This window comes from Mumia zhuanghuii (assembly GCF_042681565.1).
In the GTDB taxonomy this organism is placed as follows: Bacteria; Actinomycetota; Actinomycetes; order Propionibacteriales; family Nocardioidaceae; genus Mumia.
The window spans coordinates 388,907-409,325 of sequence record NZ_JBHUFT010000002.1 but is presented as its reverse complement, the minus strand read 5'-3'; the positions used below and the strand labels follow the sequence as shown (position 1 = coordinate 409,325).

17 protein-coding genes are annotated in these 20,419 nt (G+C 69.6%); all 17 read right to left on the bottom strand.

The genetic code is table 11. From position 1 onward, the window contains the following. Nucleotide 1: 1 nt before the first annotated feature. The 17 genes from ACFSDF_RS05030 to ACFSDF_RS04950 all read right to left on the bottom strand — a co-directional run bounded on the left by ACFSDF_RS05030 (nt 2) and on the right by ACFSDF_RS04950 (nt 20,387). Nucleotides 2-2,716, bottom strand: coding sequence for a SpoIIE family protein phosphatase (locus ACFSDF_RS05030; RefSeq protein ID WP_167005874.1), 2,715 nt, complete (start codon nt 2,714-2,716; stop codon nt 2-4). Between the two features lie 41 nt (nt 2,717-2,757). Continuing rightward, a complete protein-coding gene (locus tag ACFSDF_RS05025) occupies nt 2,758-3,690 on the bottom strand; it encodes a polyprenyl synthetase family protein (RefSeq protein ID WP_167007133.1) in 933 nt (310 codons plus the stop codon). Nucleotides 3,691-3,785: 95 nt separating this feature from the next. Next, nucleotides 3,786-5,372 (bottom strand): NADH-quinone oxidoreductase subunit NuoN, encoded by a 1,587-nt coding sequence (nuoN, locus tag ACFSDF_RS05020; RefSeq protein WP_167251753.1) that lies wholly within the window; start codon nt 5,370-5,372, stop codon nt 3,786-3,788. 23 nt (nt 5,373-5,395) lie between these two features. Further along, nucleotides 5,396-6,934 carry an NADH-quinone oxidoreductase subunit M gene (locus ACFSDF_RS05015; RefSeq protein ID WP_182397110.1) on the bottom strand — a complete coding sequence of 513 codons (1,539 nt, stop codon included), beginning with the start codon at nt 6,932-6,934 and terminating at the stop codon, nt 5,396-5,398. A gap of 5 nt (nt 6,935-6,939) precedes the next feature. Next, the gene (nuoL, locus tag ACFSDF_RS05010; protein ID WP_167005880.1) at nt 6,940-8,895 is read right to left on the bottom strand and encodes an NADH-quinone oxidoreductase subunit L; all 1,956 of its coding nucleotides are present in this window, start codon (nt 8,893-8,895) and stop codon (nt 6,940-6,942) included. A 10-nt stretch (nt 8,896-8,905) separates the two neighbouring features. After that, nucleotides 8,906-9,205 (bottom strand): NADH-quinone oxidoreductase subunit NuoK, encoded by a 300-nt coding sequence (gene nuoK, locus ACFSDF_RS05005; RefSeq protein WP_167005883.1) that lies wholly within the window; start codon nt 9,203-9,205, stop codon nt 8,906-8,908. Then, a complete protein-coding gene (locus ACFSDF_RS05000; RefSeq protein WP_243843069.1) occupies nt 9,202-9,984 on the bottom strand; it encodes an NADH-quinone oxidoreductase subunit J in 783 nt (260 codons plus the stop codon). The genes nuoK and ACFSDF_RS05000 overlap by 4 nt, the downstream gene beginning before the upstream one ends. Nucleotides 9,985-10,010: 26 nt before the next feature. Then, nucleotides 10,011-10,571 (bottom strand): NADH-quinone oxidoreductase subunit NuoI, encoded by a 561-nt coding sequence (nuoI, locus tag ACFSDF_RS04995; protein WP_167005889.1) that lies wholly within the window; start codon nt 10,569-10,571, stop codon nt 10,011-10,013. Between the two features lie 5 nt (nt 10,572-10,576). Continuing rightward, complete coding sequence (nuoH, locus tag ACFSDF_RS04990; RefSeq protein WP_167005892.1) at nt 10,577-11,830, bottom strand: NADH-quinone oxidoreductase subunit NuoH; 1,254 nt, start codon at nt 11,828-11,830, stop codon at nt 10,577-10,579. After that, complete coding sequence (locus ACFSDF_RS04985; protein WP_167005895.1) at nt 11,827-14,343, bottom strand: NADH-quinone oxidoreductase subunit G; 2,517 nt, start codon at nt 14,341-14,343, stop codon at nt 11,827-11,829. The genes nuoH and ACFSDF_RS04985 overlap by 4 nt, the downstream gene beginning before the upstream one ends. After that, a complete protein-coding gene (gene nuoF / locus ACFSDF_RS04980; RefSeq protein WP_167005898.1) occupies nt 14,340-15,656 on the bottom strand; it encodes an NADH-quinone oxidoreductase subunit NuoF in 1,317 nt (438 codons plus the stop codon). The genes ACFSDF_RS04985 and nuoF overlap by 4 nt, the downstream gene beginning before the upstream one ends. After that, nucleotides 15,653-16,441 (bottom strand): NADH-quinone oxidoreductase subunit NuoE, encoded by a 789-nt coding sequence (nuoE, locus tag ACFSDF_RS04975; protein ID WP_167005901.1) that lies wholly within the window; start codon nt 16,439-16,441, stop codon nt 15,653-15,655. Before nuoE ends, nuoF begins: the two co-directional genes overlap by 4 nt. Further along, nucleotides 16,438-17,793 carry an NADH-quinone oxidoreductase subunit D gene (locus tag ACFSDF_RS04970; protein ID WP_167005904.1) on the bottom strand — a complete coding sequence of 452 codons (1,356 nt, stop codon included), beginning with the start codon at nt 17,791-17,793 and terminating at the stop codon, nt 16,438-16,440. The genes nuoE and ACFSDF_RS04970 overlap by 4 nt, the downstream gene beginning before the upstream one ends. Continuing rightward, nucleotides 17,790-18,530: an NADH-quinone oxidoreductase subunit C gene (locus ACFSDF_RS04965; protein WP_167005907.1), complete on the bottom strand. Its 741-nt coding sequence runs from the start codon at nt 18,528-18,530 to the stop codon at nt 17,790-17,792. Before ACFSDF_RS04965 ends, ACFSDF_RS04970 begins: the two co-directional genes overlap by 4 nt. Further along, nucleotides 18,527-19,081: a NuoB/complex I 20 kDa subunit family protein gene (locus ACFSDF_RS04960; protein WP_167005910.1), complete on the bottom strand. Its 555-nt coding sequence runs from the start codon at nt 19,079-19,081 to the stop codon at nt 18,527-18,529. Before ACFSDF_RS04960 ends, ACFSDF_RS04965 begins: the two co-directional genes overlap by 4 nt. Before the next feature lies 1 nt (nt 19,082). Further along, a complete protein-coding gene (locus tag ACFSDF_RS04955) occupies nt 19,083-19,442 on the bottom strand; it encodes an NADH-quinone oxidoreductase subunit A (RefSeq protein WP_167005913.1) in 360 nt (119 codons plus the stop codon). Between the two features lie 252 nt (nt 19,443-19,694). After that, on the bottom strand, nt 19,695-20,387 hold the full coding sequence (locus ACFSDF_RS04950) for a demethylmenaquinone methyltransferase (protein WP_167005915.1): 693 nt from the start codon (nt 20,385-20,387) through the stop codon (nt 19,695-19,697). Nucleotides 20,388-20,419 lie beyond the last annotated feature (32 nt).

Genomic DNA, 20,419 nt, shown 5'->3' with positions numbered 1-20,419 from the left:
GTCAGCTCACGGAGGCGTCCGCGCGAGGTCCGGCGACGACCTGGGCGCGGACGACCGATCCCTCGACGGTGCTGAGTGCCTGCACCTCTCGCGAGAGCCGCCGCACGATGTAGAGGCCCCGGCCACGCTCACGGCCATCGGGGGGCCGCGTCTTCCCGTGCTCGTTGAGAAGGGGATCGCCCCTGCCGTCGTCGGTGGCCTCGATGGTCAGGGTCCGGTCGGCGACCTCCACCGACAGGACCGCTCGGGTGCGCGCGGCGTCGAGGGCATTGGCCAGGAGCTCGTCGGCGACCAGGAGGGCATCCTCGCTGACGATCTCGTGCGCGGCCATCCACTCACGCATCTCCCGGCGTACGCGGCTGAGCAGATATGTCGCCTGCGGGCTGAGCTCCCAGCGCGCGAACGACGCCAGGGCGGGCTTGGAAGCGCGGCGCACCACCAGCGCGAGCGCGTCGTCGTGGCGCTCGGCGCCTTCGAGCGAGCGCTGGACGAGCGTGTCGGAGAGCTCCTGGGCCGGCAGGCCGGCGATCTCGCTGGCGATCTTCTCGAGCTGCTCCATCCCGGCGATGATGTCGCGCCGTGCCTCGACCAGACCGTCGGTGTAGAGGATGAGCGACTCCCCCTCCTCCAGGCGGGTAACCGCGATGCCGCTGCTCCCGACACCCGGCCACCCGATCGCGCCACCGCTGCCGGCCACCTGGCGTACGGAGCCGTCTGGTGCCACGATCACGGCCGGCGGGTGGCCACCCGAAGCCACCCGGAGGTCACCGGTGCTCGGATTGAACCGTGCGACCACGACCGTCGCGACGAGCTCGGAGTCCTGCGCCCCGAGCAGCATGTCGGCACGCGCGACGACGTCTTCGAGCGGCGTCCCCTCGACGGCGACGTGCCTCAGGGTGTGAATCACGCTCAGCGCGTCGCGGGTCGCCGTGACGCCGTGGCCGAGTACGTCGACGACCGCCACGTGCAGCTCGCCCGTCGGCAGCTCGTGCCAGTCGAAGAGGTCGCCGCCGGTGGGTGCGGTCGGGTCGGACGCCACGTAGGCCACCGCGATGTCGACGCCCTCCATCCCGGGCGGCTCCGGAGCCACCGCCTGCTGGAGGTGGTCCACGACGAGGCGTTGAGCGGCCTGCATCTCGACGAGCTTCTTGAACTGCTCGCTCAGCTCGTGGAACTCCGTCGCCGGCGTGATGTCACGCGCGACGACGACCAGGCTACGGGTCCCGTCGCTGTTCTCGGCGCGCGTGAACGAGCACGCCAGCTGACGCTGCTCCCCGTTGGTCGCCGTGATGACCATCTCCCGCGGGAAGTCCGCGACCTCCCGCCAGTTGACGAGGTCGACGGGACGTCCCGATGCTGTGCGGGCGTGCAGGCGCGGGAGGGCATCGCGCCGCCCTCGGACCTCGGTGGCTGCCAGGCCGGTGATCTGCTCGCACGCAGGGTTCCACGTCGTGATCGCGCCCGCGGCGTCGATGGTGAAGATGCCGTCCGAGGTGCTCTGCAGGATCTCGGCGAGCGCACGCTCGTTCTGGACGACCTTCGAGACCGCCCAGCCCCGGCTGAGCGTGTGCACGGTCTGGCGCGCCAGCGTCTCGAGCACCGACACCTGGTAGCGCTCGGCGTACGGCGTGGGCCCCTGCAGGTCGTACAGGACGATGACGCCCACGATGCGCGTCCCCAGCTGCATCGGCGCCGAGACACACGACTGCCGACCGTCCTCACGCAGCAGACGCGCGAGCGCGGAGTTGTCGCTCGCTGCCACACGAGTCAGCGCGCCGCGCTTGACGAGCCGCCGCTCGAGGGGGTTGACCGGTGCCTCGTCCTCGTACGAGCCGTCGGCAGACCACCGGAAGGCCGACGGACGGTTGTCCTCGCTCACCATGACCAGGGCGACCATGCGCGCCCCGAAGCGCTCGCGGATCTCTTCGAGGAACGGCCGGACGGCGGTCATCGGGTCGACCGGCTCGGAGAGGATCCGGCTCGCCTCGCTGAGGGTCTCGACACGGCCGCGATCGGCGTACGCGTCGGTGTAGAGGCGCGCGGTGAAGAAGACGAGCAGCAACGGGACCGGCACCAGCAGCACGCCGAGCGGACTCCCCGCCAGCGCGAAGACGAACAGCAGGCCGAACAGGGTGTTGATCACCCAGCTGGCAGCAGCCACCACGGTGAGGAAGAGCGGCTTGTGGACCGCGTACGGCCATGACACAGGATCGGTGAGGGCCGCCTCGGCGAGCACCCACCCGAGGTTGACCAGGGTGATGACCGCCAGGCTGACCACGGTCGCCACGACCACGGGGACGGTGAGCCGCGCATCGACACCGAGCAGATCGGCCACGATCGCGCCCACCGTCGCACCGAACGTCCACCGCGCCATGAGGGTGAGGCCACGAAGCCGGGGCTGCGACCGCGAGAACAGCCCCGGAAGATGGCCGAGAGCGACAGCGGCGGCGACCATCCCCACGTCGTACCCGTAGATCAGCGGTGCGATCGTCGACGTGACCAGCGTGAAGCGCGCCGGGCTGGTGGGGCCGCTGACCTCGACCTGGTAGGCCTCAGCGGCCGCAACCACCAGCACCAGGACCGGCAGGCAGGCCAGCGGGAGCATCGACGACGGACCCAGGTCGAGAGAGGCGGCGTACGCGGCCATCCCGGCGGCCGCGGCCAGCGTGAGGACGGAGAAGAGCGCCAGACCTGCGTTCGACCTGTGCCTGCTCACCTGCGACCTCCACGCCGTGTGATGCCAGTATGCGGCCCACCTCAGCCCACGCGCGTCACCACGCGGTCACAGAGCCCGGCGAGGGCTTCGCGGGCGGCGTTGGCCGGGAGCCGGTCGAGCAGCGCACGCGCAGCCTCCGCGTCGCGGTGGACCAACGCCCGGGCCGCGTCGAGCGCCGGGTTGGCGCGAAGCAGGGACAGCGCCTCGTCGACGGCGGCGTCCTCGGCGATCGGTCCGGAGAGCAGCTCCAGGAGCCGGGCATCCTCGGTGCGCGCGGCCTGCTGGACGAGCAGCGTGGGCAGGGTCGGAACACCCTCGCGCAGGTCCGTGCCCGGGGTTTTGCCCGAGTCGGCGGTGGCGCTAGCGATGTCAATGACGTCGTCGGCGAGCTGGAAGACCGAGCCGATCCGCTCACCGAACTCCGTCAGCACCTCGATCGTTTCGGCATCGGCCCCGCTGGTCATGGCGCCGAAGCGGGCGGCGGAGGCGATGAGGGAGCCTGTCTTGTCGGCGACCACACCGAGGTAGTGCGTGAGCGGGTCCTGGCCGTCGCGCGGGCCGATCGTCTCGTGGATCTGTCCGTGGACGAGCCGCTGGAACGTCTCGGCCTGGATGCGGACGGCGTCGGTGCCGAGCCCGGCCACAACCCGTGAAGCGACCGCGAAGAGGTAGTCACCGGTGAGGATCGCGATCGAGTTGTCCCAGCGGGCGTTGGCCGAGGCCGCGCCACGCCGCAGGGCCGCCTCGTCCATGACGTCGTCGTGGTAGAGCGTCGCGAGGTGCGTGAGCTCGATGACGACAGCGGCAGGCGGGACGTCGACGGAGCCCGGCTGCTCACCGAACTCGGCCGCCAGCAGGACGACGAGCGGGCGGAACCGCTTGCCTCCGGCATCCAGCAGATGGCTCGCCGCCTCGCCGACGAACCCGTCGTCGTCGTGCACGGCAGCACTGAGCTGCTTCTCGACCTCGTCCATCCGGTCGCTGACACGGGCAACGAGTGTGGGGTCGGACTCGGCGATGCCCCAGGCGTTTGACGCCACGGCTGCTGCTCCCTCGGTCGTGCGGCAGGTCAACGGACGAACGCCCCGACCTGCTGCACGAGCTCGAGCACCGGACCGGGAAGAACACCCAGGACGATTGTGACAGCCGCCGCGACGACGATGACCGACGAGGTCAGCGGGCTGGGCACGGCGACCGTCGGGCCATCGCCCTGCGGCGCCGCGAAGAAGAGCAGGACGACCACACGGACGTAGAAGAACAACGCAATCGCGGACGCCACCACGCCGACCACGACGAGCGGCCACGCGCCGCCCTCCCAGGCCGCCGCGAACACCGACCACTTGCTGATGAAGCCGCCGGTCAACGGGATCCCTGCGAAGGACAGGAGGAAGAGGGTGAAGGCGATCGCCACCAGCGGCGACTCCTTGCCGAGCCCTGCCCAGCGGCCGAGGTGGGTGGTCTCGCCGCCCGCGTCGCGCACCAGCATGACCACCGCGAAAGCACCGATCACTGCCACGCCGTACGCGAGGAGGTAGAAGAGGATCGCCGACACGCTCGTCAGGCCGGTGCCGGTCACGAGGCCGGCCAGTCCGACGAGGACGAAGCCGGCGTGCGCGATCGAGGAGTATGCGAGCATCCGCTTGACGTCGGTCTGGGCGATCGACACGATCGCGCCGAACAGCATCGTGATGATCGCGACGGCCCAGACCACAGGCGTCCAGTCCCAGCGTGCGCCGTCAAAGGCCACGTAGAAGATCCGGAGCATCGCCACGAACGCGGCAGCCTTCGTACCGGCTGCCATGAAGGCCGTGACCGGGGTCGGCGCGCCCTGGTAGACGTCGGGCGTCCACGCGTGGAACGGCACCGCCGCGACCTTGAACAGCAGGCCGACGAGGATCAGCGCCATGCCCGCCAGGAGGAGGTTCTCGCCGCCGATCCGGTTGCTGACCGCCGTCGAGATCTCGCCGAGGTCGAACGAGCCGGCGTAGCCGTAGGCGAACGCGATCCCGTACAGGAAGAACGCCGACGAGAAGGCACCGAGGAGGAAGTACTTCATGGCGGCTTCCTGGCTGAGCAGCCGGCGACGACGCGCCAGGCCACACATCAGGTAGAGCGGGAGGCTCAGCACCTCGAGCGCCACGAACATCGCGAGGAGGTCGTTGGCCGAGGCGAAGAACATCATGCCGCCGAGCGCGAACACCGCGAGGGGGAACACCTCGCTGTGCTCGATGCGCAGCTTGGTGGCCCGACGCTCGTCGGCACTCCCCGGCGCGGTCGACGCCTGGCTCGTGAACGCGCTCAGGCCCCCGTCGAGGCGCCGCTCGGCGAACAGCAGCATGCCGAGCACGCCGAACAGCAGCAGGGTGCCCCACGTGAACACGGCCGGGCCGTCGATGCTGAGCGCCCCCATTGCGGACGGGCCGCCGCGCGCCGGGACGTCACCCTCGACCTCGGTGAGGTCGGTGGCGACCCACACGGTCGCCCCGAAGGCGGCGACCAGCCCGGCGACGGCCACGACGGCCTGGGTGACGAACCGGTACGCCCGCGGGACGAACGCCTCGACGAGCACGCCGGCGACCGCCACGCCGAGAACGATCAGCAACGGCGACAGCGTCGCGTAGTCGATGTCGGGCGCGTCGATCGGCGACGGCGCCATCGGGGCGAGGTGGGACACGGCGCTCACTTCGAGCTCCCCTCAGCGGTCGGGAAGGACGGTGTCTCAGGCTCGGGGTCGCCGACCTGGACGTGGTCGAGCGTCTCTGACACGGCCGGGTTGACCACGTCGAGGATCACCTGCGGGAAGAGGCCGAACCCGATGAGCAGGACGATGACGGGCGCGATCGCGATGATCTCGCGCGGCACCATGTCCGTGATCCCGCGGTTGTCCTCGCGCAGCGGGCCGGTCATTGTCCGCTGGTACATCAGGAGGATGTAGAGCGCCGCCAGGACGATGCCCAGCGTGGCGAACACCGCGGCCGTCGTCGACACCGTGAACGTGCCCGCGAGCACCAGGAACTCGCCGACGAACGTCGACAGGCCCGGGAGCGAGAGCGAGGCCAGGCCCGCGATGAGGAACAGGCCCGCCATGATCGGGGCGATCTTCTGGACGCCGCCGAAGTCGGAGATCCGCGCCGAGCCCCGACGTTGGATCAAGAACCCCGCGATGAGGAACAGCGCCGCCGTCGACAACCCGTGGTTGAACATGTAGAACGTCGAGCCGGACGCCGACTGCGACGTCAGCGCGAAGATGCCGAGCACGATGAACCCGAAGTGCGACACCGAGGTGAACGCGATCAGCCGCATCATGTCGTCCTGACCGATCGCGAGCAGCGCTCCGTACAGGATGCTGATGACGGCCAGGGTGATGACGACGGGGCTCGCCCACTGCGACGCCTCGGGGAACAACCCGAGGCAGAAGCGGATCATGCCGAACGTGCCGAGCTTGTCGAGGACGCTGACCAGCAGCACGGACGTGCCGGGGGTGGCCGCCGACGCGGCGTCGGGGAGCCAGGTGTGCAGCGGGACCATCGGGGCCTTCACCGCGAACGCGAGGAAGAAGCCCATGAACAGCCACCGCCCCTCGACCGTGCCGACCGAGAGATCCTTCATGTCGGCGAGCAGGAACGACGGGTCGCCCTGGCCGTTGGAGATCACCCACATGCCGATCACCGCGGCGAGCATGAGCAGGCCGCCGGCGAGGGAGAACATGAGGAACTTCAGGGCCGCGTACGAGCGCCGGGCGCCGCCGTAGCCGCCGATGAGGAAGTAGGCGGGGACGAGCGCCGCCTCGAAGAGGACGTAGAAGAGGAACACGTCCGTCGCCATGAAGACGCCGAGGACGAGGCCCTCGAGCGCGAGCATCAGTGCGAAGAACGTACGAACGCTCCAGCGGGCGCCGTCGGCGTCGTTCCAGCCGGCCAGGATGACGATCGGGACCAGGATCGTCGTCATCAGCACGAGCGTGATCCCGATGCCGTCGAGACCGAGGGAGTAGAAGACGCCGAGCGGTTCGATCCAGGCGTGCTGCTCGCCGAGCTGGTAGCCGGAGGCGCCGAGGTCGTACTGCGCCAGCACCGCCAACGAGAGAGCCAGCGTCACGAGGGAGACGCCGAGCGCCGTCCACTTCGCCAGCTCGGGACGGCTGCGCGGCAGGAAGGCGACGACTGCGCCGCCGACGAGGGGGACGACCAAGAGGACCGTCAGCCAGGGGAAGGACATGTCACTCACGCGAGGTTCACCGCCAGGAGGGCCAGGACGAGGACGAGGGCTCCGCCGAAGATCTCGGCGGCGTACGTCCGGACGAATCCGGTCTGCAGCCGGCGCAGGCCACGTGCACCGTCACCGACAAGCTCGGCGGTGCCGTTGACGGCGCCGTCGATCCCGCTGCCGTCGACGTAGACCAGCGACCGGGTGAGGTATTGGCCTGGTCGCATGAACAGCGCCTCGTTGACGGCGTCGCCGTAGAGGTCGGCGCGGCCGGCGCGAGTGAAGACCGAGACGTTCTGTGGAGCGGTGTCGGGCACCGGGCGCGTCGCGAACAGCACGTACGCGAGCGCGACACCTGCGGCGACCACGAGGACGATGATCGCCGTGATCACGATCGCCGGGACCGGGAGGTCGTGGTGCTCCTCCCCCGTCACCGGGGCCAGCCAGTCGCTGATCCAGCTCGAGAACGTGAGCGCACCTCCGGCGACCGACAGCGCCGCGAGCACGATCAGCGGGATCGTCATGATCTTGGGCGACTCGTGCGGGTGGACGTCGTCGCGCCAGCGCTTCTCGCCGAAGAACGTCAAGATCATCACGCGTGTCATGTAGAACGCGGTGACGCCTGCGCCGATCAGCGCGGCCAGCCCGGCCCAGAAGTTCGTCGCGAAGGCCGACTCGATGATCTTGTCCTTGGAGAAGAAGCCCGAGAACCCTGGGAAGCCGATGATCGCGAGGTAGCCCATCGCGAACGTCGCGAACGTCAGCGGCATCAGCTTGCGCAGCGCGCCGTAGTGGCGCATGTCCACGTCGTCGTTCATGCCGTGCATCACCGAGCCGGCGCCGAGGAACATGTTGGCCTTGAAGAAGCCGTGCGTGATCAGGTGGAAGATCGCGAACGCGTAGCCGGCCGGACCGAGCCCGGCCGCGAGCATCATGTAGCCGATCTGGCTCATCGTCGAACCGGCGAGCGCCTTCTTGATGTCGTCCTTGGCGCAGCCGATCCAGGCGCCGACCAGCAGCGTGACCGTACCGACGATCATCACCGCCGTACGGGCGACCTCGGACAGGTCGTAGATCGCCGCCGAACGGACCACCAGGTAGACGCCGGCAGTGACCATCGTCGCCGCGTGGATGAGGGCCGAGACCGGGGTCGGGCCCTCCATCGCGTCGAGCAGCCAGCTCTGGAGGGGGACCTGGGCGGACTTGCCGCAGGCACCCAGCAGGAGCAGCAGGCCCAGCGCGGTCGCGACGCCCTGGGTGGCGTTCTGGACGTTCAGGCCGACGTCGTGGATGTTCGTCGTCCCGAACTGCGCGAACATCAGCATGATGCCGAGGGCGAGGCCGAGGTCGCCGACGCGGTTGACGACGAAGGCCTTCTTGGCCGCCACCGCCGCGGAGCGCTTCTCCTGCCAGAACCCGATGAGCAGGTAGGAGGCCAGGCCGACGCCCTCCCAGCCGAGGAACAGCACGAGGTAGTCGCCGGCCAGGACCAGGACGAGCATCGCGGCGATGAAGAGGTTGAGGAACCCGAAGAAGCGGCGCTTGCGTGGGTCGTCCGCCATGTAGCCGATCGAGTACACGTGGATCAGGGACCCGACGCCGGTGATCAGCAGGACGAACAGTGCGGCGAGCTGGTCGTAGTAGACGCTCATCGTCACGTCGAACCCGCCGACCTGGATCCAGGTCCACAGGTCCTGCGTGATCGCCCGCTCGGCGGCGTCGCGTCCGAGGAGCGCGACGAAGGCGACCACACCGACGACGAAGGAGGCGATCGAGGCCGCGGTGCCGAGGAGGTGACCGAAGCGGTCGAGCGGACCGCGATCACCCGCGCCGTCGCCGATCAGGAGGATCGCGGCGCTGACCGCGGGGATCGCGATCACCAACCACACCCACGAGAACACGCCGTCGGCGGCGACCGGCACGACCTCGGCGTGCTCGCTCGCGGCCAGCACGACGCTGGAGAGACTCGTCATTCCCGCCCCCTCAGAGCTTCAGCAGACTGGCGTCGTCGACCGAGGCCGAGCGACGGGTACGGAAGATCGACACGATGATCGCGAGGCCCACGACCACCTCGGCCGCGGCGACCACCATCACGAAGAAGGCCGCGATCTGGCCGTCGAGGTTGCCGTGAGCCCGCGCGAACGTGACGAACGCGAGGTTGCAGGCGTTGAGCATCAGCTCGACGCACATGAACACGACGATCGCGTTGCGCCGCACGAGGACGCCGACGGCGCCGATCGTGAACAGCAGGGCGGACAACCCGATGAAGGGCTCGACGCTCACAGGTCCTCCTCGCCTTCGGCCGGTCGAGCCGACTCGATCACACCGCGCTCGCGCGGCGACCCGTCGGCCTCGAGCTTGCGCAAGGTCAGCGCCACGTCTCCGTCGAACGCCCCCTCGCGAACGACGCCGCGTTCGCGCAGCGTCTTGGACGTCGACTGCTCGACGGGCGAGCCGTCCGGCAGCAGCGCCGGCACGTCGACCGCGTTGTGCCGTGCGAAGACGCCCGGAGTCGGGAGGTTGCCGGGGTGCTCGCCGTGCTCGGCGTAGCGCTGCATGCGCTCGAGCGCCAGGTCGCGCTGCGAACGCTTCGGCTCGAGGCGCTCGCGGTGCGCGAGCACCATCGCCCCGAGCACAGCGGTGATGAGCAGCGCGCTGGTCGCCTCGAAGGCGAACACGTAACGGTTGAAGAGGAGCCGTGCGAGCCCGTGAACGTTCCCGTCCGCGTTGGCCTCGCCGAGACCGATCACCGGACCGACGGTCGTCTGCGCGACCACGGTCACGAGGAGGAAGCCGAAGAGCACACCCACGACGACGGCGACGAGGCGCTGTCCGCGGATCGTCTCCACCAGCGAGTCGGTCTTGTCGACGCCGACGAGCATCAGCACGAAGAGGAACAGCATCATGATCGCGCCGGTGTAGACGATGATCTGCACGGCGAACAGGAAGGGCGCGTCCTGCATCGCGTACATCATCGCCAGGCAGATCATCACGACCGCGAGCAGCAGCGCCGAGTGCACCGCTTTGCGGGCGAGCACGACACCGAGCGCCGCCAGCACCATGATCGGCGCCAGCAACCAGAACGCGGTCACTGCTCGTCTCCCGCCGCGACACTCCCGTGAGCGACCGCCCGCGCCGCGGCGTCACCGCGGTAGTAGTCGCGTTCGGTGTCACCGAGCCGCATCTCGTGGGGCGGCGCCTCCATGCCCGGCAGCAGCGGTGCGAGCAGGTCGGACTTCTCGTAGATCAGGGACTCGCGGCTGGTGTCGGCGAGCTCGTACTCGTTGGTCATCGTCAGCGCGCGGGTCGGGCACGCCTCGATGCACAGTCCGCAGAGGATGCAGCGCAGGTAGTTGATCTGGTAGACGCGGCCGTAGCGCTCACCCGGGGAGAAGCGCTCGTCCTCGGTGTTGGACGCGCCCTCGACGAGGATCGCGTCCGCAGGGCACGCCCACGCGCACAGCTCGCACCCGATGCACTTCTCGAGTCCGTCCGGCCACCGGTTGAGCTGGTGCCGACCATGGAAACGCGGCGCGGTAGGCCGCTTCTCGAACGGGTACTGCACGGTGACCGGCTTCTTGAACATCGTCCGGAACGTCACGCCGAAGCCGGCGATCGGGTCCCAGAGCTGCTCCTTCAGCGTCGCCATCGCGATCAGTCCTCCTTCTCGCCGCGCGTGCCAGCCGGCACGGCGGTCGTGACGGGCGGCTCACCCGGCATGGGGGGTACGGGGTATCCGCCGGCGAACGCGTCGCGCGACGGCTCCGGCTCCTCGGGCGAGCGCCGCTCGGGCAGGAACTGGACGACCAGCAGGGCCGCGACGACCACACCGGCGATGACGAGGATCATCGTCGGATCGAGGTCGCCGTCGGTGATCAGGCGGCGCATCACGCAGACCACGACGATCCATGCGAGCGAGACCGGGATCAGGACCTTCCAGCCGAACTTCATGAACTGGTCGTAGCGCATCCGCGGCAGCGAGCCCCGCAGCCAGATGAACACGAAGATGAACAGCAGCGTCTTGCCGAGGAACCACAGCACCGGCCAGTAGCCCTCGTTGGCGCCGTCGATCTGCGAGATGCCCCAGGGAGCCCTCCAGCCGCCGAGGAACATCGTCGTCGCGAGCGCCGAGACGGTCGCCATGTTGATGTACTCGGCGAGGAAGAACAGCGCGAACTTCAACGACGAGTATTCGGTGTGGAAGCCGCCGACGAGCTCGCCCTCGGCCTCCGGGAGGTCGAACGGCGCGCGGTTGGTCTCACCGACCATGGCGATCATGTAGATGAGGAACGACGGCAGCAGCGGGAGCGCGAACCACCCGTCTGCCGCCTGCGCGGCCACGATCTCCGACGTGGACATCGAGCCGGCGTAGATGAAGACGGTGACCAGGGACAGACCCATCGCGACCTCGTACGAGATCATCTGGGCCGAGGAGCGGATGCCGCCGAGCAGCGCATAGGTCGAGCCGGAGGACCAGCCGCCGAGCACGATGCCGTACACGCCGATCGAGGTGACGGCGAGGATGTAGAGCACCGCCACCGGCATGTCGGTGAGCTGGAGCGGTGTCTGGGTGTCGGTGAACGGGATCGTCACCTCGGGACCGAGCGGGATCACCGCCCAGGCGAGGAACGCCGGCACGGTCGCGATCACCGGGGCGATGAAGTAGACGACCTTGTGCGCGTTCTTCGGGAAGATCTCTTCCTTGAGCGCGAGCTTGACGCCGTCCGCGAGGCTCTGGAGGAGCCCGAACGGACCCCACACGTTGGGGCCGACGCGGTGCTGCATGCGCGCCACGACCCGCCGCTCGAACCAGATGTTGAACAGCGTGAAGACGACCAGCAGCACGAAGATGCAGAGGGCCTTGATCAGGACGACCCACCAGGCTTCGTTGCCGAAGAACTCGCTCACAGCTCGGACTCCTTGCTCTCGAACGCCGGGGCCGTCGACGGGTCGGCCGACTCGAGGGGTTCGAGCACCTCGGCGGGCTCGGCCGCCGTCCGGTCGTCCGGTCGGGCGTGCGGGGACCGTTCGAGCGTCACGACGTCTCCGTACGCGGCGCCGAGGATGCGTGGCAGCGACAAGCCGTTGGAGTTGGTCGGGGTCCAGACGACCCCGTCGGCGATGTCGGCCACCGCCACGGGGACCGCGACGGCACCCCGCTCCGTGCCGAGGACGACCTCGTCGCCGTCGTGCACGCCGATCGCGCGGGCCGTCGCGGCCGACACCAGCGCCACCGAGGGACGGGCCGTCGCCTGGTAGTGGCGGTCGCCGTCCTGGCCGCGGCCGTCGTCGATCAGCCGGCGCCAGGTGTCGAGGACGACCTCGCTCGGATCGGTGCGGGCGGCGCGTCCGGGGACGACCTCCGGCCGTGGCGCGCGGGCGCCGTCCCAGGCACCCAGCTCGTCGAGCTCGGCACCGGCGGCTCCCGTCGTACGGAATCCGAGGTCGCGGCCGGCGGCTTCGGCGATCCCGGCGAGGACACGGGTGTCCGACAGCGTGTTCGGCAGCGAGAAGACCTCGTCGAACGGCCGGCGACGACCCTCCCACGAGATGAACGATCCCGCCTTCTCGGAGGTCGAGGCGACCGGCAGCACCACGTCGGCGCGCTCGGTGACCGCGCTGGCGCGTACTTCGAGGCTGACCACGAAGCCCGCGGCGTCGAGCGCTTCGATCGCGCCCTGCGGGTCGGCGAGGTCGTCGACCTCAACACCGGCGACGAGGAGCGCACCGAGCTGCCCCGAGCGTGCGGCGGCCAAGATCTCGTCGGTGCTGCGACCTGGGGACGAGGGCACGGACGCGACACCCCAGGCGGCGGCCAGGTCGGCGCGTGCCTCGGCGTCGGCGACCGGGCGACCGCCCGGCAGGAGGTGAGGCAGACAGCCGGCGTCGACCGCACCGCGGTCACCGGCGCGGCGCGGGACCCACGCCAGGCGGGCGCCGGCGCGGCGGGCGGCGACGAGCGCGGTGGAGAACGCGCCCTCGACGCTCGCGAGCCGCTCGCCGAGGAGCACGATCGTGCCGGTCTCGAGACCGGCCTCGCCGAGCGCCTTGGCCTCGTCGCCCGGCACCGTACGGACCAGGCGTCCGCCCGTCTTCTCGAGCGCCCGCGTCGCGTGGCTGGCCAGCGCGACGACCTCGGTGCCGTTCTTGCGCCACGCCTTGCGCAGCCGCAGGAAGATCGTGGCTGCCTCGTCCTCGGGCTCCAGACCGACGAGCACGACCTTGCGGGCCGCCTCCAGGTCGGAGTAGGTGACCCCGAGCCCGGTGCCGGCCACCGCATGGGCCAGGAACGCCGCCTCCTCCTCGGAGTGCGGGCGGGCACGGAAGTCGATGTCGTTGGTGCCGAGCACCGTGCGTGCGAGCTTGGAGTATGCGTACGCGTCCTCGAGCGGGAGCCTCCCGCCGGTGAGGACGCCGACCCCGCCCGCAGCCCTCAGCAGCCCACGGGCGGCGGCGGCGAACGCGGCCGGCCACGACGCGGGCTCCAACGCACCCGTCTCGGGATCGCGGACGAGCGGCCGGGTCAGGCGGTCGGGCTGGCGGTCGTACGCGAACGCGAAGCGGTCCTTGTCGCTGATCCACTCCTCGTTGACCTCGGGGGCGTCGCCGGCGAGACGGCGCAGCACCTTCCCGCGCCGGTGGTCCACCCGGATCGCGGCACCGCAGGCGTCGTGCTCGGCCACCGACGGCGTCGACACGAGGTCGAACGGCCGCGAGCGGAACCGGTAGGCGGTGCTCGTCAGCGCACCGACCGGACAGATCTGGATCGTGTTGCCGGAGAAGTACGACGAGAAGGGCTCGTTCTCGTAGATCGCGACCTGCTGGAGCGCGCCGCGCTCGGCCATCGCGATGAACGGGTCACCGGCGATCTGCTCGGAGAAGCGCGTGCAGCGGGCGCAGAGGATGCAGCGCTCGCGGTCGAGAAGGATCTGCTGCGAGATGCTCAGCGGCTTGGGATAGGTGCGCTTGGTCTCTTCGAAGCGCGTCTCGCCCTGCCCGTGGCTGAGCGCCTGGTTCTGGAGGGGGCACTCGCCGCCCTTGTCGCACATCGGGCAGTCGAGCGGGTGGTTGATCAGGAGGAACTCCATGATCCCGGTCTGCGCCTTGTCGGCCACCGGCGACGTCACCTGCGTCTTGACGACCATGCCCGGCGACACCGGGAGCGTGCACGACGCCTGCGGCTTGGGGAAGCCGCGCCCGTTGCCGGCGTCGGGGACGTCGACCAGGCACTGGCGGCACGCGCCGACCGGAGCCAGCAGCGGGTGGTCGCAGAAGCGCGGGATCTCGACGCCGATCAGCTCGGCCGCACGGATCACGAGCGTGCCCTCGGGGACGCTCACCTCGACGTCGTCGATCGTCAGCGAGACGAGGTTCTGGTCGACGAGCTCTGCTCCGGAGTCGTTGTCCTGGGTGACGGTCATGCCGAGACTCCCTTCCAGGCGGTGGACGCCACGTACGGGAACAGGTCCCATGCCGGCGTGTGCATCCCGGCCTCGAACTCGTCGCGGAAGTGCTCGATGGCCGAGGTGATCGGGCTGGTCGCTCCGTCTCCCAGCGCACAGAACGCCCGCCCGAGGATGTTGTCGCACTGGTCGAGGAGGAGCTCGATGTCACCCTCCGTGCCCTTGCCGGCCTCGAGCCGCTCGAGGGTCTGCACCAGCCACCACGTGCCTTCGCGGCAGGGCGTGCACTTGCCGCAGGACTCGTGCTTGTAGAACTCGGTCCACCGCAGCACGCAGCGGACCACCGAGGTCGTCTGATCGAACAGCTGCAGCGCCTTCGTGCCCAGCATCGACCCGGCTCCGGCGACTCCCTCGTAGTCGAGGGGCACGTCGAGGTGGGCGGCGGTGAGCAGCGGGGTCGAGGAGCCTCCCGGCGTCCAGAACTTCAGCTCGGATCCCTCACGCATGCCGCCCGACATGTCGAGGAGCTCGCGCAGGGTGATACCGAGCGGCGCCTCGTACTGGCCGGGGTTCTTCACGTGGCCCGAGAGCGAGTAGATCGTCATGCCCTTGGACTTCTCGGTGCCCATGGACCCGAACCAGTCGGCACCACGCTCGACGATGCACGGCACCGATGCGATCGATTCGACGTTGTTGATCACGGTCGGCGCGGCGTACAGGCCTGCGACGGCGGGGAACGGCGGGCGCAGCCGCGGTTGGCCGCGACGCCCCTCGAGGGAGTCGAGGAGCGCGGTCTCCTCACCGCAGATGTAGGCCCCGGCGCCGGCGTGGACCACCACGTCGATGTCGATCCCCGAGCCGAAGACGTCCTTGCCGAGCACCCCGGCCGCGTACGCCTCCGCGACCGCGGCCTGCAGCCTGCGGATGACGTGCAGGACCTCGCCGCGCACGTAGATGAACGCGTTCTTGGCGCGGATCGCATGGCACGTGATCGCCACCCCCTCGATCAGGGTGTGCGGCGTGGCCATCATCAGCGGGATGTCCTTGCACGTGCCCGGCTCGGACTCGTCGGCGTTGACCACGAGGTAGTGCGGCTTGACGGTGCCGTCGGGCTCGGGCCCCTGCGGGATAAAGCCCCACTTCATGCCGGTGGGGAAGCCCGCCCCGCCGCGGCCGCGCAGGCCGGAGTCCTTGACGAGGGCGATCACCTCGTCGGGATCCATGCGCAGGGCCGCGCGCAGCCCGGCGTAGTCGCCGTACGAGTCGAGAGTCCAGGAGCGCTCGTGGTCCCAGTCCTTGGTGAGGACGGGAGTGAGAGGTGCGACGGTCATTCGGTGTCCTCCGCTTCCTCGCGCTGCGCGGGCGGGGTCGTGCTGTCGTCGACCAACGTCTCGGACTCGGCCCGGCGGGTGTCGGCCTGCGCGACGGCGGCCTCGGCATCCTCCGCCGGTCGAGCCTGTCGAGATCCGTCCTCTCCCGGCGCGACCCACCCTCGCTCGTGCGCCAGCCGCAGCCCGGCCAGCGACGGGTCACCGGCGGACGGTCCCTCGTCGGCACGCCCGTCGGGGAAGCCCGCGAGCACCCGCTCGGCCTCGCGCCACGTCGTGATGCGGGCGCCGCGGGTCGCCGTACGGGGCGTGCCGGCGCGCAGGTCGTCGACGAGCTCGACGGCGGAGTCGGGCGTCTGGTTGTCGAAGAACTCCCAGTTGACCGTCATCACCGGCGCGTAGTCGCAGGCGGCGTTGCACTCGATGTGCTCGAGCGTCACCTTGCCGTCGGCCGTGCGCTCGTCGTTGCCGACACCGAGGTGCTCGCGCAGGCGGGAGAAGATCGCGTCGCCGCCCATCACCGCGCACAGCGTGTTGGTGCAGACGCCGACGTGGTAGTCGCCGACCTCGCGCCGCTTGTACATCGTGTAGAAGGTCGCGACCCCGTTCACCTCGGCGGTCGAGATGTCGAGCAGCTCAGCGCAGAGCTCGATCGCCTCCGGGGTCACCCGGCCCTCGACCGATTGTGTGAGGTGCAGCATCGGCAGCAGGGCCGAACGCTTCTGCGGGTAGCGGGCGATGATCGCCTGCAGGTCGTCGCGTACGTGGGCGGAGTCCAGGCTGCTCATCGGTCCACGCCTCCCATCACCGGGTCGAGGCTGGCGATCGCGACGATGACGTCCGCGAGCATGCCGCCCTCGGACATCGCGGCGGTCGCCTGCAGGTTGCTGAAGGACGGGTCGCGGAAGTGCGCCCGGTAGGGCCGTGTCCCGCCGTCGGAGACGAGGTGGCACGCGAGCTCGCCGCGGGGCGACTCGACGCTCGTGTAGACCTGCCCGGCCGGAACGCGGAAGCCCTCTGTGACCAGCTTGAAGTGGTGGATCAGCGCCTCCATGGACTCGCCCATGATGTGGCGGATGTGCTCCAGGGAGTTGCCCTGACCGTCAGGGCCGACCGACAGCTGCGCGGGCCAGGCGATCTTCTTGTCGGCGACCATGACCGGGGCGCCCTCGAGCGTACGGAGCCGCGCCACGCACTGCTCGACGATGCGCAGCGACTGGTCCATCTCGTCCAGGCGGATGCGGAAGCGTCCGTACGCGTCGGGCTCGTCGCGGGTGATGACGTCGAAGTCGTACGTCTCGTAACCGCTGTAGGGCTGCTTCTTGCGCAGGTCCCAGTCGTAGCCGGTCGAGCGCAGCGCCGGTCCGGTGACGCCGAGCGCGAGGCAGCCGGCGAGGTCGAGGTAGCCGACCTCCTTGAGGCGGCCCTTGAAAATCGGGTTCTGGTTGCACAGCGCGGCGAGCTCGGGGAGCCGCTTGCGCATGAGCGCCACGAACCGGTCGACTGCGTCGAGTCCGCCGTCGGGGACGTCCTGCGAGACGCCGCCGGGGCGGAGGTAGGCCGAGTTCATCCGCAGCCCCGAGAACAGCTCGAACAGGTCGAGGCACAGCTCGCGCTCACGGAAGCCGACCGTCATCACGGTGAGGGCGCCGATCTCCATGCCACCGGTGGCGAGCGCGACGAGGTGCGAGGAGATCCGGTTGACCTCCATCATCATCACGCGCAGGACGGAGGCCTTCTCGGGGACCTGGTCGGTGATGCCGAGGAGCTTCTCGACCCCGAGGACGAAGGCGGCCTCGTTGTACATCGGCGACAGGTAGTCCATGCGGGTGCAGAACGTCACGCCCTGCGTCCAGCTGCGGTACTCCATGTTCTTCTCGATGCCGGTGTGCAGGTAGCCGATGCCGCAACGGGCCTCGGTCACCGACTCGCCCTCGATCTCGAGGATCAGCCGGAGCACGCCGTGAGTCGACGGGTGCTGCGGGCCCATGTTGACGACGATGCGCTCGGACGCGTCGGGGTCGACGCCCGCGACCACGTCGTCCCAGTCCTGACCGGTGACGGTGAAGACCGGGCCGGCCGTCGTGTCCTGGCTCTGTGCGTACGGGTCGGCGCTGGCGCCGGTGTCTGTGGTGCTCACGAGTACGACCTCCGCTCGTCCGGCGGTGGGATGGTTGCGCCCTTGTACTCGACGGGGATTCCGCCGAGCGGGTAGTCCTTGCGCTGGGGGTGCCCCGGCCAGTCGTCTGGCATGAGGATCCGGGTCAGGGCCGGGTGGCCGTCGAAGATGATCCCGAAGAAGTCGTAGGTCTCGCGCTCGTGCCAGTCGGCGGTCGGGTAGACGGCGACGACGGACTCGATGTGCGGATCGGACTCCGGGGCGGCGACCTCCAGGCGGATGCGCCTGTTGTGGGTCATCGACAGCAGGTGGTAGACGGCGTGCAGCTCGCGGCCGATCTCATGCGGGTAGTGCACGCCGGAGATGCCGCTGCACAGCTCGTAGCGCAGGAGGGCGTCGTCGCGCAGGTGCTGGCACACCTCGCGGACGCGCGTGCGGTGGAGGTGCAGCGTGACCTCGTCGCGGTCGACGACCACGGACTCGATCGCACCCTCACCGATCGTCTCGCCGAGGAGAGCCTCGAGCCGGTCGGCGAGGTCGTCGTACCAGCCGCCGAACGGACGACGCGAGGCCGCCGGCATCGCGACGGGGCGCTGCAGACCGCCGTAGCCGGACGTGTCGCCGGTGCCGTCGACGCCGAACATACCCTCGCGGACCTCGACGACCTCGAGGATCCGCGCCTGCGACGGGACGACCTCCTCGCCGCCCCCGCTGGTTGAGCCGCCCCCGCTGGTTGAGCCTGTCGAAACCCCGCTCATCGCAGCAGCCCCTTCATCGCCGACGTCGGGACGGCCTCGAGGGCGATCTTCTCGTCGGAGGCGATCTCGGCCACACGGTGCGCACCGAGCTTGGTGTGCTGGATCTTGTCGTGGAGCTTCATGATCGCGTCGATGAGCATCTCCGGGCGCGGCGGACAACCGGGCAGGTACATGTCGACCGGGACGACGTGGTCGACGCCCTGGACGATCGCGTAGTTGTTGAACATCCCGCCCGAGCTCGCGCAGACGCCCATCGCGAGGACGTACTTGGGGCCGGCCATCTGGTCGTAGATCTGCCGCAGAACCGGCGCCATCTTCTGGCTGACGCGGCCCGCGACGATCATCAGGTCGGCCTGGCGCGGCGAGGCGCGGAAGACCTCCATGCCGAAGCGCGACGAGTCGTACTTCGGCGCGCCGAACTCCATCATCTCGATCGCGCAGCAGGCGAGGCCGAACGTGGCCGGCCAGAACGACGCCTTGCGGAAGTAGCCCGCGAGTCCCTCGACTGTCGTCAGCAGGACTCCACTCGGGAGCTTCTCCTCCAGACCCATGTCAGTCCCACTCCAGTCCGCCGCGGCGCCAGACGTAGACGTACGCGACGAAGACCGTCGCGATGAACAGCAGCATCTCGACGATGCCGAACCAGCCGAGAAGGTCGAACTCCACCGCGAAGGGGTAGAGGAAGATGATCTCCACGTCGAAGACGATGAAGAGCATCGCGGTGATGAAGTACTTCACCGGGACGCGTCCACCGCCCGCCGCCTGGGGCGACGGCTCGATGCCGCACTCGTACGAGTCGACCTTGGCGCGGTTGTAGCGCTTCGGCCCCGTGATCGGAGCGATCAGCACGGAGAAAACCGCGAATGCTCCCGAGATGGCGGCGAGCACCAGAATCGGGGTGTACTCGGTCACCGCATCCTCCCTTCGTGAAAACCTTCACGAGCCTGTCCACAGGCTCTCACGGTCGGTGAGATCCTGTGTTTCCCGTCACTATGCCACGGGCGCAGGACACTCACGACAGGGGGTGGTGAAGGTCGCAGGACTCCCCTGCGAACGCCGTCCGACCTGCGATTTCGCGCGGAATACATTGCGTAATTCAGCACGCGTACGGGGGCGCGGAAACACCCTCCGTACGACGTCGGAGGGTGGCATGCGGCGCGGAGGTCAGCCATTGGTCGCGGTGTGGAGCGCGACGATGCCGCCGGAGAGGTTCTCCCAGCGCACGGGCCCCCACCCGGACTCGGCGATGACCTTGGCGAGCCCGAGCTGGTCGGGCCACGACATGATCGACTCGGCGAGATAGACGTACGAGTCGGGGTTCGACGACACCGCACGGGCGGCCGGCGGGAGCGCGCGCATCAGGTACTCGAGGTAGACCTTGCGGAACGGCGCGAACGTCGGGTGGCTGAACTCGCAGACCACCAGACGCCCACCCGGCCTGGTCACGCGCAGCATCTCCTCGAGGGCCACCGCGGGCTCGTGGACGTTGCGCAGACCGAACGAGATCGTCACGGCGTCGAACGTCTCGTCGGCGAACGGCAGACGCATCCCGTCGCCCGCGGTGAACGGCAGGGCGGAGTGGTGACGCTTGCCCTCGCGGAGCATCCCGAGGCTGAAGTCGCACGGGACGACGTACGCCCCGTCGTCGGCGAACGGCACCGACGAGGTGCCGGTGCCTGCCGCGAGGTCGAGCACCTTCTCCCCCGTACGGGCGCCCACGAGCGCGCGGACGCGGCGGCGCCACGCCCGGTCCTGCCCCAGCGACAACACGTCGTTGGTCAGGTCGTAGCGACGTGCGACGGCGTCGAACATCGACGCGACCTCGTGGGGCTGCTTGTCCAGGCTCGCTCGGCTCACGTGCCCAACTGTGTCACGCACCGCGACGCTCG